Raw genomic sequence first — 12906 nt, 5'->3', positions numbered from 1 at the left:
ACTTTGACGGTAATTTCAAAAAATGTTATAACAAGGGTAACAAAAGGAAACTATGCGTCAAAATGATTTCTTGATAGTAGCTCCGTTAAAGACGGTGACAATAGTTTATAGTGATAACCATCGACTCTCGCCCGAGTGAGGATGGTTATTTTTGTTGTCGTTGTTAAGCTTAATAAATGCAATACAAGAGCAATTAAGGAAATCAAAAGACTTCCGAAACCAACTGCCAATTGCAAAGTTTCTGCTACAGACAAAAAGGCGGCTCCTTTCTTTAGAGTAGACACTTAATATAATATTCTTAAAGAGTCGCTTTTGTTCGGATGACATTTTTATAAAAATATAAACATAAAGTTCTAAAAACCTAATGAAAATCCAGCTAATTAGTGTCGATTCGAATCGAAATAATGCTTTTAGAGTCTTTTAATTAGCATTAATATACAACCTGTGTAAATAAAAACCAAATAGTGTAAGTGCTGTGTGTAACAAATATATCCTTTCAAACCTTTATGTTAGCGTTTTCTTGGTTGGCACAATAATTGCATAATACATAAGTGTCCAGAATTTAGTACACGATAAAAGGGGGATCTAACGGGGGAATATTAAAATTCTGGGTTTAGAAATTGCAGAGAAAGTAGACATACCGTAAGTAGAACGCAAAAATTATGAAGAGGTGAAGAAATGAAAAAGGTAACAAAGAGGGTTGTAAGTGTAGTCTCGGTGTTGTTGTTAGTCGTTTCGTTATTTGCGTCATCCGTTCTAGGTAGTGTAGGGAATTCTTCTGTGAAGGCAAAAGCCGCAACCACATCATCACAATTGAGAAATGTGATGTACTACGGAGATTGGTCCATTTGGGGTGGGGAAGGTCAGTTTTATCCGAAAGACATACCGGCAGAGCAATTGACTCATCTAAACTTTGCTTTTCTTGATTTCGACAGTAACGGAAACTTGAAATTCACAGATAAAGATGCAGCAGTTGGTGCGCCAGTTGGACAAGATGGAGTTCAATGGGGTGGAGCAAATGCAGGTATTTTAAACGCAATTCAAGATTTAAGAGCCAAGAACCCGAATATGAAAATAGGTATTTCAATCGGTGGTTGGTCTAAATCTGGTGACTTCTCTGCAATCGGAGAAAACGCCACAGCTCGTGCTAATTTTGTAAGCAATGTTATGAAATTTATCAAATATACAAATATGGATTTTGTTGATTTAGATTGGGAATATCCAGCATCTGTTCGTGCTGCTGATTTAGTGGACAATAAGAACGATGAGGGGACTCCGAACGCAAAACCAGCAGATAAACAAAACTATATTACGCTTCTTCAAGATTTGCGTACCGCCTTAGATAAGCAAGGCGTGGATGTGAAGAAAAAATATGAGCTTTCTGTAGCTCTACCTGCATCTCAAGGTTTACTTGCAAGCGGAGTTGATGTTGCGAAGCTTTTCAATGTTGTTGATTTTGCAAATATCATGACCTATGATATGAATGGTGCTTGGACACCGAATAGTGCTCATCATACAGCACTTTACGGTAACCCAGCAGATCCTAATTACAGCTCTGGTTTCTCTGTAGATCAAACTGTGCAATATCTGAAAAGTCAGGGTGCCGCATCAGATAAAATTGTTGTCGGCGCAGCATTCTACTCTCGTGGTTGGAACAAAGTCGAGGCCGGTACGAGCACAACACAACCGGGACTTTTTCAGCCGGCTACAAAAAATAATAAAGATGCAGACCAAAGCGCAACATACGGCGCTCCGAATGAAAAACCATTAGCAACTGGTGATGGCGGCCGTGCAGGCGGTGTTTGGGCGTATAAGAGTATTGACGCGTTGAAAGCTAAATCGCCAACGCTAGTTGAATATTGGGACGATGTGGCAAAAGCGCCATATCTGTACAGCAAAACAACTGGTGAATTCTATACTTTTGAAAATGTACGTTCCGTCACTGCAAAAGCACAATACGTGAAAGATAACAATTTGGGCGGAATGATTTCGTGGATGCAATCACAGGATAAGACAACCACGTCAACAAAACGCGATGAATTGACCAAAACGATGAAACAAGTGATGTTGGGTGCTGGAGCGATTGCACCGAATACCATTGTTTACTCAAATCTGAATGTAGAAGCTACTGTGGCACCATATAGTGAAAATGGTGTCGGTTATGAAATCACAATCAAAAACAAAGAAGTTGCCAATGAAACAAATGAAGTGTTGAAAGCCACTGAATTTGCGGCGGAAACAGTAAAATTACCGAAGTTCTATATTCCTGTAAAAGCAGGCGAAACATTGACAGCTGGGGATTACAAAGCTGGAACGGTAGCAACTGCTAACGGTTTTACAACTGTTGATTTAGCGTCCGTTTATGATGGTCAAGAAATCCCGCAAGGTGCAACGTATACATTCCGTTTGAAATCCAATTTAACGTCTGTAAACGTGAACAATATTGCGAATATCGAATTGACCCAACGCATGTCTAAGACGGGAGCAGAGCTTGGTAAACAAGTTATCTTTGGTGGAGGAGCGGTTGTTCCTGATCCTAGTGACACAGTAGCGCCAACAGCACCAACCAATTTGGCAACAGCAACTGCGAATGTTACTGATGTAGCGGTACCGCTTAGCTGGACGGCTTCAACAGATAATGTGGGTGTAGCAGGTTATAAAGTATATCGTAATGGTACAGAGGTTGCGACCGTTTCTGGAACGTCATACACAGATACAGGTCTTACGGCTTCGACAGCTTATACGTATACTGTAAAAGCATACGACGTCGCAGGCAATGTTTCGTCATCAAGTGCGACGCTTTCTGTAACGACAAAAGCTGCTACTGTAACGCCACCAGTTGGACCTGGAGCATGGGATGCAACTAAAATTTACAACCAAAATGACCAAGTAACTTATAATGGTCATACGTATAAAGCGAAATGGTGGACACAAGGCAACGTTCCGGGAGCAGAACAATGGGGTCCTTGGGAACTAGTCTCATAACGTCGCGTGACGACAAACGCTCATTTGCGTCGTTAAAGATTCCGCTCCGATGCTCACGTACAGTCGTACGCTCCGCTTCGGTACTCGTCTTTGCCTAGCAACTAAGCATTTGTCATCCCGATCCTAGTTTTGCGGGTAATCTTGGTGGGAGTTAATAGAGAAGTGGGGGAGAGGAAGAGGGCTCTCCTGCTTTTTTGTGGTGAAATAGTTGGAATGTGACGTTCGGAGGGATATACTTACATAAGAGTGATTATTTGGGAGGTTTTGATATGGAGTTGAAGGTTACAGATAGGAAGGTTTTTCATAATGGACAGGGGATTCCGCTAGTTGGGCTTGGCGTTTGGAAGATGGAAGATGAGCATGAGGCGGTCGATGCGATTCAGGTGGCTGTGGATGCTGGGTATCGGGCGATTGATACAGCGAAAGCTTATGAAAATGAGGTGTTTGTTGGGCGTGCAATTCGTGAAGTTGGAATTCCGCGAGAGGATTTGACGATTACTTCGAAGCTTTGGAACGCAGATCATGGGTATGATGAGACATTGCGAGCTTTTGATGCATCTTTGAAAAAATTGCAGCTTGATTATCTAGATTTGTATTTGATTCATTGGCCAGTCGGAAGCTATAAAGATTCATGGCGGGCTATGGAGCGCTTATATAATGAAGGTTTGGTGCAATCGATTGGTGTGAGTAATTTTCATCAGCACCATTTGGAGAGCTTATTTACGACTGCAAATGAAAAGCCAGTGATTGATCAGATTGAAATGCATCCATTGTTGTCGCAAAAGCCGTTGCGAGCATATTTGGAGAGTCAGGATATTGTACATGAAGCATGGTCGCCGCTCGCTAAGGGTGGGGAGCTGTTGCAACATCCCGTTTTAATATCAATTGCAGAGGCGAGAGAATTGACTGTGGCGCAAGTAATTTTGCGTTGGCATTTGAATAACGGTTCAGTGGTTATTCCCAAATCAGTGACACCGAAACGAATTCAGAATAATATTGACGTATTTCATTTCGACTTGACGGATGAAGATATGACCAAAATTGATGCGCTGAATAAGGATGAACGCACGGGCTCTAATCCTGATAGCAAGGAATTTTTGGCACGTACGTGGAATTAAATCAATGCAGCATACTGACCGGTTTTGATATGATCAGTATGCTGTGCCTTTATTCAGCAAACGCAATTATTAATTTGTTGGTAATCCCGCTTTAAGTGCTGCAATCAATTCTTTATTTGCTGTTTGTTTAATATGAACGTTTACAGAAGTATCTGAACTATAGAATGGCGGAAGTCCGTCTGCAAATGCATCCAATTCAGCTTGTGTTGCTCGTTCCACGCCATACTGGAATTGTGTTCTGTCTGCTGGAATCGAACCTTCCATTGTAGAACCAAAAGCACCGAAATCGGCTACACCTTTAGGATTAATTTCTAGTCCTTTGGCATAAATGAATGTGCCGTACTTAGGGTGACCTAAATACCGTATTGCATTCGGCACACCTTTTAGCTGTAAATCATATCTGAGTTGTGCATATCCACGTGTTGCCAGCATAAATGGTGTTTGGATTTCAGATTTTGCTGTATTTCCCGCAGTGACCATAATCAAGTTCCCGAAGCGATCGAGTTGTGCCACTGCGTTGCCGTCTCCACCATTTGCAATATCTTTCTGTGCCGCTTCAATAAGATATGGCGCAAGGCCTTCATCTGGGTTGTTCGGTGATGGTGCTGTGTAGTCTAGAGCACGTGGATAAGCGGCTTTTAACGCTCTGTAAATTGGATCCGTCGTCGCTAATGTTTTGGGATTGAGAAGCTGATTTTCTGGCAAATCGTTGTTGATTCTACCTGAAACTGCTCCTAGCGTTGCCTCAAAAGCTGTGGATGTCAGCGCGTATGTCTGATCCTCGATAGTGGTTTGGTTCCCAAAAATAGGTGAAACCGGAGCGCCAGATGCTGCACGCGAAAACTTAGCAGTAGAACCTAGCACAGCTGGATAAGAAATACTATTTTTTGCAACTGCTTGCATATTAGTGCCTTTTAGTGATGGGAATGATGCTGTTTTGTCGAAGTTGATTCCGGCATACGTATCAAGGGCTGACACGACGGTATTCGAGAATCCAGCTTGCAAAATAGAACCTGTGCACATGAGGCATGGGTCAAGCGATGTTACCAAAACAATATTTTTAGGTGCAGGTAAATTAAGTCTCTGTTTATTTTCAAAATACCAGTCAATCATTTGGCGCTCGCCGTGAGCAGTTGGATCGAAAACTAAATTATTTTTGACCACATTATTGTGTTCTGTATAAAGCACATTCCCATTAGTGTCCATGAGCACACCACCAACGCTAAAAGTCCCTTGATCAGAAGCGTGAAGTACTTGATGCGCCGCTTCATGCACAGCTTCTTGTACTCCATGAATTGTTGTAGGTTCAGCATTTGCGAGTTCATTGTGTAGTGCATTCCCTAATACAACGCTACCTGTTAAAATAGATACTGCAGCTAAAATTGCCCCTTTTTTCCATGTAAACTTCATTAAAAATCACTCCTATTTATTTTTTAGGATCAAACTCATAATTGGCTCCGTTCCCTGCGAAAAAGAATAATGATTGTAAGAATAGTTATTCAAATTTGAGTGGATAAGCGCTTATCTTTAACTCCATTCTCCAAATAGTAAGCGTTTTCGCAAATGAATTGTATCATGTCTGGAATGAAATGTAAAACACTTTTTATCAAAAAGATAAAAAGGGGGAGGGTATTTTAAAGAAAATGACAAATAAAAAAGTTTTAAAGCTGTTCTGTAGGAAGGGGTATAGGGTTTATGGATGAAAATTCAAGAAAAACATAAAATTAATAAATAACCACATTTTTTAATATTTGTCAATGAACGTTTATATAATTTGTGGTGAATTATGAGTGTGAATGTGACTAAAATGTGTCTTTTTATACGAAAATAAATATTTTTTTATCAATAAATGGTGAAAAAAATTACATCTATGCTATTATTGAAATGTGAGCAGGAATTAGATGATCTATCAGTCAGTCCTTTATATTTCATTACCCTCCATCCCATATAACACGGTGAAATATAATAAGACTGAATAAATCCTATAGTGTACAATCTGAATTCATCTGCGCCTGACTTCAAGATTTAAGTGATATAACTACGTAACAAAAACTTCGCAACACCTCTCCAACAAACACATGAAAGAGCCCCCAAACTCACTCATGGCCCCATATGAAATATCGATTAAATAAGAAAAAAGCGACATGAAATTGATGCTGGCATGGCAATTCGTGATAAGCTATGGCGCTGACATTTTCGCAGTAACTCCCTTAGGCAACACTACTTATTATGAGCAGTGTTGCTTATTTTTTTTCGAGGAGGTTAGAAAAATGAAAAAAATAATAGAGGCTGTCATTATGATTGGCGTTATATTTGGCGGCATTATCGTACATATAGAACCCTCGAAAGCTGTGGAAACGGATTTTTCGGTGTCGGCGCTCATTCCGGATAATCAGATTGATAAATCAAAAAAAATATTTTGAGTTGCGGATGAAGCCCAGTCAAGTGCAGGAGTTAGAGGTGTTGTTAACCAATAATTTGGCGCGTCCTATGACGATTGAGATGCATGCTAATACGGCAGTCACAAATGATTACGGCACTGTGGATTATAGTAACAAGGCACCACAATTTGATAATACGCTTCAATTCCCTTTTTCCGAAATTGCGGAAATGCCTGATGAAATCATGCTACATGCAAATGGGAGTAGAAAGATGAAAGTGAAATTGCGGATGCCGAGTGTTCCTTTTGATGGTCTGATTTTGGGAGGACTTCACTTTTCTGAAAAAGGCGGGCTAGGAGATTATGTGATTGGCGTGATTTTGTCGGAGAAGGATACTGTGGTAGAGCCTGATATGAAGCTGAATGGAGTTAAACCAAGCCAGATTAGCAAACGTAATGTGTTGAAAGTTAATTTGCAGAATATTAAACCTATGATTTTGCAAAATTTAGTTGTAGAGGCACGTATTTATAAGGAAGATAGTGATGAAGTTCTATATCGAACAAAGCGAGATATGTTACGGATGGCTCCGAATTCTAATTTTGACCTAGGGATTAGTTGGAAAAATCAAGCATTTGAAGCTGGGAAATATCGTCTGAAAATAGTGGCAACCTCGGAGCATAATATTTGGAAATGGAATGAAGAATTTGAAATAGAGAAGGACTTAGCCACAAAGTTGAACAGTAGGGCAGTTGGAATCGAGAAGAGTTTTGCATTATGGTATATCGGATGCGGTGTTGTGCTTCTGATGCTTGGTTGGGCCTTTTTAATGAATCGGCAAAAAACAAGGAAGAGTAAATGATATCAGAAAAGAATGAGTTTGTCCCAAACTCATTCTTTTTAGTATTATTTCTTTTCGACTACAATGTGTTCTAGTTTCTCGGTCGCAAAATCCACTGTAAATGCTTGTCCAAAGCCAATGACATAACGTCCGTCTAATGGTGTCAGCTCGAAAATCGACATGTCAATGGTGCGTAGTAATTGAATGAGCTGGGAGCCATGAATTGCTGTCATTTTTTCAAAAATAGCTTCTAAATTATCATTCCCGATATTTTCGGCGGTGCATTTGAAGTAAAGCCGTTCGCGCGCAAATAGGTTTTTCGTACCTTGTTCATCAGCAAGCATCATGATTTGAATCGTTTTGTTTTGCTCAATAAAATTGTAATGCTCGGCGATGGCGCTGATATAGATGTAGAGTTTACCTTCATGTCTAATGAAAGGCGCATAACTAATAAACGGGTTTCCATCCGCATCATTTGAGCTAATCACAATAGTTTTTCGGCTCGTGACAAATGCATCATAGCGCGATTTTACTTTGTCAATATTGATTGTTGCTACCATAATTTATCCAACCTCCTATATTAAAATTTAAACATCTCCTGTGCGCATCAAATAAAGGAAATATGGTGCGCCAACGATAGCCATGATAATTCCTGCTGGTATGTCGAGTGGTGCAAAAAGTGAGCGACCAATCGTGTCTGCTACGAGTAAAACGAAGGCGCCAAGTACCATACTCATCGGAATGAGGCGCCAATAATTGGAGCCGACTAGAAAACGTGCCATGTGTGGTACGACGAGGCCGACAAAGCCAAGCAAACCAACAACTGATACAGAAATCGCTGCTAAGTATACTGCGATAATTGATAGTATGATGCGTGTTTGGTTCATTTTTTCACCGAGATTTACCGCGATATCATCACCGAGGCTCAAAATGTTGGCTTTACGGATGAAGAGAATTGCGAAAATCCAGCCGATGACGGAATAGGGAAGAAGTAATGTAACGTCGCCCATTCCTTTCGCGGCAAGACTTCCGTTCATCCATTGAACAACAGCAGGTAATCGGTCGCTATACAGAATCGACAGCAGGCCGATGATTCCTCCCATAATAGCGTTGACAGCGACTCCAGATAGAATAATACGCATCGGCGAGATTTTGCCATTTTTCCAAGCTAGTGCGTAGACAATAACGACTGCGACAAGCCCTCCCAACATACCGGCAAGTGGTGCTAAACTACCGAAATTCGGAAAAAGGAGCACGATAACCAAAACGGTAACGGCGGCTCCGCTAGAAACTCCAGTTAAACCTGGATCCGCCAGCGGATTGCGCATCACAGCTTGCAAAAACGCGCCTGATACAGCTAAATTTGTGCCAACGATGACGGCGACAAGAACTCGCGGAATCCGCAAATTCCATAGAATTGTCTGGGATAGCTCGGCACCTTCGCCGAACAGGGTTCGGATACTTTCTGTTGGAGCGATATGAATACTTCCGATGCCCACCGAGACAATCATCGAGACGGTAAGCAGGATAGCAGTTATACCAATGAGAATCCAGCTTTTTTGCCTGCGCTGTTCCATTTTATTTGTAAAGGGTATCTTTCAGTTGTTCTAAACCAGTTGTTGCATTGTTCAGTGAAGCATAGCCGAAAATATCGTAATCAAGTGCTTGAACTTTGTCATTTTTAAATGCGTTTTAGTTTCTCCCAAGCGCCATTTTTCTTTACGTCAGCTTTGAATTGTGTCAGGGCGGCAGTTGGATCACCGTGTGATACGAGCAGAATGGCATCTGGATTTGCAGCTGTGACATCTTCCATATTTAGTGGTACATAAGATTCTTTGGTTTTCATCGTTTCTGTGACGACGTTTTTGGCTTTCACAGTTTTTACAAGGCTTCCCACATAGGTTGTGTCATTCATCAACATGAATGAGCTACCAGTTCCGAATAAAATTAGGACTGTTGGTGCCTTTTTATCAGGGATGGAGCTGACAATCTTGTCTTCGTCTTTTTGTAGTTTTGTGAGGTATGTAGTGGCGTTTTTCTCTTTATCAAATGCTGAGCCAAGAACCTCTAGCGATACTTTTAAGTCGGGATAGGAATCTGTAGGCAGGTACGCACCTTTTAGATTGATATTACTGATCTTTTTGTCGATGCTGTCTTTGATAGATTCAGAACCTAGGACTAAATCCGGGTTTAAGCTCGCGATTTTTTCAACATCGGGTTCAACGGCAGAACCGATTTTTGGAATATCTGTAAAATTGTCTGGGAGTTTATGTGTGGTGCTAGGAATTCCAACAGGCGTGATACTTACTATATCCAGCATTTCGGTTACGGAAACAGAAGTGGCAACAACTTTTTTTTGCTGGTTCAGCTGGAAATTGTGCGGAGAGCTCTTTTATTTGTGCTGTTTCTGACTTGGATTTTGCTGGTGTTGTATCGCCATGTCCAGATGTCTTGACTTCTGCTTTCGTGGTTTCGTCCGCGGTGCCACAACCAGCTAGCGCTAAAGCCGATACGGTTAATAAGCTAAATACTACTTTTTTGATCATTTTGTGAATCCCCCTTTTATTTTAATTGATATTGATAATCATTATCAATTAATTGGAGTATACCAAATTTGATTTTGTTTGGCAAGCTTGTAAATTATATCGAGTCGTGATATATTATGAATATAAAATACATCGAGGTGTGATATATTTATGGATGAAAAACTAATAAAAACGTACGTCCCGATGACAGAAACAGCTTTTTACATTTTGCTATCATTAACTCAGCCACGACACGGGTACGCCATTACAGATAATGTGAAAAAAATGACGAACAACCGCATTGTTTTAGGACCAGGGACGATTTACGGTAGTCTATCAAAAATGAAAAAAGATCAATTAGTCGCGATTATTCAAGAAGAAAAAAATCGGAAAATCTATCAAATTACTGAGCTAGGTAAACAAGTTCTTGAAATGGAAAAATCGCGTATTGTGGAGTTATATACGAATTCTAGGGAGGCAAACCAACATGACGAAGAAGGTATTTAAATTTATTACGGTGGATAATGTTGAGAAAGAAGAAGCTTTTTTGGAAGAAATGGCAAGTAAGGGGTGGTTCTTTAGTAAGTACGCTTTACTTCGTTATCATTTTGAGCAATCTGAGCCGAGAGACTATACGTATTGTATTGATTATAAGGAAGATGCAGGGGATGAAGCGGAATATTTGACACTATTTGAGGATGCTGGGTGGGAGCATGTTTGCTCATATCCAATTTTGAATGGAAAGTGGATGTATTTTAGAAAAGCTGTGAAGGAAGGTGCACCAAAAGAAGCCATTTTTACAGATAATGACTCTATGGTAGCGCTTTGGAAAACGATACGTTCGCGGTGGAGCTGGTTTGGTGGGGTTGTGGTGCTGATGTTAATCGCTTTAGGATTAATTTCTTTGTTTACATCGACTTACATCATCGGGAGTATTTTTATATTCACTGTAGCAGCGATACTCATTGTACTATATGGAAAAATGTACATTAGAATGACACGGAAAATCAAACTAAGAAGTTAGAAGCGACATTTATCAGATACGAGGCCCGAGACAATACGAGTTGCTGTAGGAAATAGGTTTATAAGAAATTTAATAATACTATTAATGAAGAGAAGCGCTAATCTTGGAAACAGGACGGTAGCTTCTTTTTATATACCTAAAAACCTCACTGTCTTGCAAACTGAAATTCAAAATCAATTTTCTGGAAAATCCCTGTTTTTGTATTTTTGGATGGTAAGCTATGAGTATATTAAATCGCAACAACAAAAAATTACAAATAGGAGAGGAAGTATTTTTATGAAGAAAAGTAAAAGCTGGATCGCATTATTTGTTTTAAGCTTGACGCTGGTAGCAGTTATCGCTGGATGTGGTACTACAGCTGGTGCAGATGATATAGGAAAAACGAGAACGGCCAATGATTTAGAAATGACAGTGACGCATGTCGAAACTTTAAATAGTAAGAATGATAAAATGCAACTTGCAAAAATCGATTTTGAAATTACGAACGTTGGCTCAGATGAAGCAGGCGTAGGTGCTGGAGATTTTGTTGTCGAGACAAAAGACGGTAAGAAGCGAGAAGTTGACGGGATGCACGCTAATAACTTCGGTGACGCAATCGCAGCAGGAAAAATGCTCCGAGGTTCTGGTTATTATGAAGTACCGGCAGGAGAACAAGATGTAACGGTTATCTATAAACCAGTAAATGGCAAGGCTGATCAAAAAGCAACATGGACGATAACGCTTCCTGAAAAATAAGAAAGGTGGAATTTAAAAAAATGAAGATTACAGTAGTAGGACTTGGATACATTGGGTTACCAACTGCGATTTTGTTTGCAAAGTACGGGAATACAGTTACCGGAGTTGATTTATCTCCTGTTATGACGGATAACTTAAACGCTGGACGCATTCATATTGAAGAACCTGGACTGGAAACAGATTTGCAAGAAGCGCTAGCTTTGAATAAATTCCATGCAAGTACAACACCGGTGAATGCAGATGCTTATATCATTGCTGTCCCGACGCCTAACAAGAATGATGAGTACAAATCATGTGATACAGCGTATGTTGAATCGGCACTAGCAAGCATAACGCCATTTTTGAAGAAGAATGACACGATTATAGTAGAGTCAACAATTGCACCAAGAACAATGGCTGATGTCGTGCAACCTTTAATTGAAAAACAAGGATTTACAGTCGGACAAGATATCTTTCTAGCACATTGCCCAGAGCGAGTTTTGCCGGGGAATATCATGCATGAATTAGTCCACAACCCGCGAATTATCGGTGGAATTACGGAACAATGTACAGAAAAAGCCGCAGCGGTTTATGGTGAATTTGTTGAAGGTGAAATTATTAAAGCGCAGGCCGGTGAAGCCGAGCTAAGTAAATTGATGGAAAATACGTATCGTGATGTGAATATTGCACTCGCAAATGAGCTCGCAAAAATCAGTAATTACCTCGAAATCGACGCTTTACGTGTTATCGAAATGGCGAACAAGCATCCTCGTGTGAACTTACATCAGCCAGGGCCAGGCGTTGGTGGACATTGTTTAGCGGTAGATCCATACTTCGTTATCGCAGCAGCCCCAGAACAATCACCACTTATGCAAACGGCGCGTCAAGTAAACAACAGTATGCCAGAATATGTCGTGGAAAATGTGAAGGAAATCATGGAACAACGTGATGGCAACACAGTGACGTTATTCGGACTCACGTATAAAGGCAACATTGACGATATTCGTGAAAGCCCAGCAATGGAAATCAAGGATATGCTCGTTAAAGAAGGCTTCGATGTCAAAAGTTTTGACCCACACGTTATATCTGCACCCCTGACAGGTGAAGAAGCTTGTGAAGATAGCTCGTTAATCGTGGTTTTGAGCGATCACAATGAATTCCGCACAATCCCAACGGCATATACAGATAAAATGCGCACACCAATGATTTTTGATACGAAAAACATGGTTCAAAATGTAGGCGAGCAAGTTGTCTACGCAAATTATGGTAACCTGCATGAAATGACCAAGGATAAAGCACAATACCAATTCAATTAAGGACG

Annotated in this window: 14 protein-coding genes; 8 read left to right on the top strand and 6 right to left on the bottom strand. The window is 40.5% G+C overall.

Features of this window, described 5'->3' with window-relative positions; all coding sequences use genetic code 11:
• Positions 1 to 50: 50 nt before the first annotated feature.
• A complete protein-coding gene (locus PROCOU_RS06655; RefSeq protein WP_036070744.1) occupies positions 51 to 254 on the bottom strand; it encodes a putative holin-like toxin in 204 nt (67 codons plus the stop codon).
• Between the two features lie 424 nt (positions 255 to 678).
• On the opposite strand from PROCOU_RS06655, the gene PROCOU_RS06650 reads away from it, so the two are divergent.
• Complete coding sequence (locus PROCOU_RS06650) at positions 679 to 2985, top strand: glycosyl hydrolase family 18 protein (RefSeq protein WP_036070742.1); 2307 nt, start codon at positions 679 to 681, stop codon at positions 2983 to 2985.
• A gap of 269 nt (positions 2986 to 3254) precedes the next feature.
• Positions 3255 to 4103 carry an aldo/keto reductase gene (locus PROCOU_RS06645; RefSeq protein WP_036070733.1) on the top strand — a complete coding sequence of 283 codons (849 nt, stop codon included), beginning with the start codon at positions 3255 to 3257 and terminating at the stop codon, positions 4101 to 4103.
• Positions 4104 to 4172: 69 nt separating this feature from the next.
• Here PROCOU_RS06645 and PROCOU_RS06640 read toward each other — a convergent pair whose 3' ends face one another.
• Entirely contained in the window at positions 4173 to 5513 is a 1341-nt protein-coding gene (locus tag PROCOU_RS06640; RefSeq protein ID WP_077913356.1) for a nucleoside deaminase, read from the bottom strand.
• Positions 5514 to 6373: 860 nt separating this feature from the next.
• Here PROCOU_RS06640 and PROCOU_RS17720 point away from each other — a divergent pair.
• Positions 6374 to 6526, top strand: a complete 153-nt coding sequence (locus PROCOU_RS17720; RefSeq protein WP_159101192.1) for a hypothetical protein — start codon at positions 6374 to 6376, stop codon at positions 6524 to 6526.
• A gap of 7 nt (positions 6527 to 6533) precedes the next feature.
• Positions 6534 to 7343, top strand: coding sequence for a WxLIP family cell surface protein (locus PROCOU_RS06635; protein ID WP_149023625.1), 810 nt, complete (start codon positions 6534 to 6536; stop codon positions 7341 to 7343).
• Positions 7344 to 7387: 44 nt separating this feature from the next.
• Here PROCOU_RS06635 and PROCOU_RS06630 read toward each other — a convergent pair whose 3' ends face one another.
• From PROCOU_RS06630 to PROCOU_RS06615, 4 genes are all read right to left on the bottom strand, one after another.
• The gene (locus tag PROCOU_RS06630; protein WP_036070731.1) at positions 7388 to 7882 is read right to left on the bottom strand and encodes a HugZ family pyridoxamine 5'-phosphate oxidase; all 495 of its coding nucleotides are present in this window, start codon (positions 7880 to 7882) and stop codon (positions 7388 to 7390) included.
• A gap of 27 nt (positions 7883 to 7909) precedes the next feature.
• The gene (locus tag PROCOU_RS06625; RefSeq protein WP_036070730.1) at positions 7910 to 8899 is read right to left on the bottom strand and encodes a FecCD family ABC transporter permease; all 990 of its coding nucleotides are present in this window, start codon (positions 8897 to 8899) and stop codon (positions 7910 to 7912) included.
• Positions 8900 to 9003: 104 nt separating this feature from the next.
• Entirely contained in the window at positions 9004 to 9642 is a 639-nt protein-coding gene (locus tag PROCOU_RS06620; RefSeq protein WP_051994249.1) for an ABC transporter substrate-binding protein, read from the bottom strand.
• Complete coding sequence (locus PROCOU_RS06615; protein ID WP_036070729.1) at positions 9602 to 9868, bottom strand: hypothetical protein; 267 nt, start codon at positions 9866 to 9868, stop codon at positions 9602 to 9604. The genes PROCOU_RS06620 and PROCOU_RS06615 overlap by 41 nt, the downstream gene beginning before the upstream one ends.
• 150 nt (positions 9869 to 10018) lie before the next feature.
• On the opposite strand from PROCOU_RS06615, the gene PROCOU_RS06610 reads away from it, so the two are divergent.
• The 4 genes from PROCOU_RS06610 (at position 10019) to PROCOU_RS06595 (ending at position 12901) form a co-directional block, all read left to right on the top strand.
• On the top strand, positions 10019 to 10354 hold the full coding sequence (locus PROCOU_RS06610; RefSeq protein ID WP_036070728.1) for a PadR family transcriptional regulator: 336 nt from the start codon (positions 10019 to 10021) through the stop codon (positions 10352 to 10354).
• The gene (locus PROCOU_RS06605; protein WP_036070727.1) at positions 10335 to 10871 is read left to right on the top strand and encodes a DUF2812 domain-containing protein; all 537 of its coding nucleotides are present in this window, start codon (positions 10335 to 10337) and stop codon (positions 10869 to 10871) included. The genes PROCOU_RS06610 and PROCOU_RS06605 overlap by 20 nt, the downstream gene beginning before the upstream one ends.
• 276 nt (positions 10872 to 11147) lie before the next feature.
• Positions 11148 to 11606: a DUF4352 domain-containing protein gene (locus PROCOU_RS06600; RefSeq protein WP_036070726.1), complete on the top strand. Its 459-nt coding sequence runs from the start codon at positions 11148 to 11150 to the stop codon at positions 11604 to 11606.
• 20 nt (positions 11607 to 11626) lie between these two features.
• Positions 11627 to 12901: a nucleotide sugar dehydrogenase gene (locus PROCOU_RS06595; protein ID WP_036070724.1), complete on the top strand. Its 1275-nt coding sequence runs from the start codon at positions 11627 to 11629 to the stop codon at positions 12899 to 12901.
• The last annotated feature ends 5 nt before the right edge of the window (positions 12902 to 12906 follow it).

Source organism: Listeria rocourtiae FSL F6-920 (assembly GCF_000525975.1).
Lineage (GTDB): Bacteria > Bacillota > Bacilli > Lactobacillales > Listeriaceae > Listeria_A > Listeria_A rocourtiae.
The sequence above is the reverse complement of the archived record's forward strand: the minus strand, read 5'-3'. Positions and strand labels throughout refer to the sequence as shown.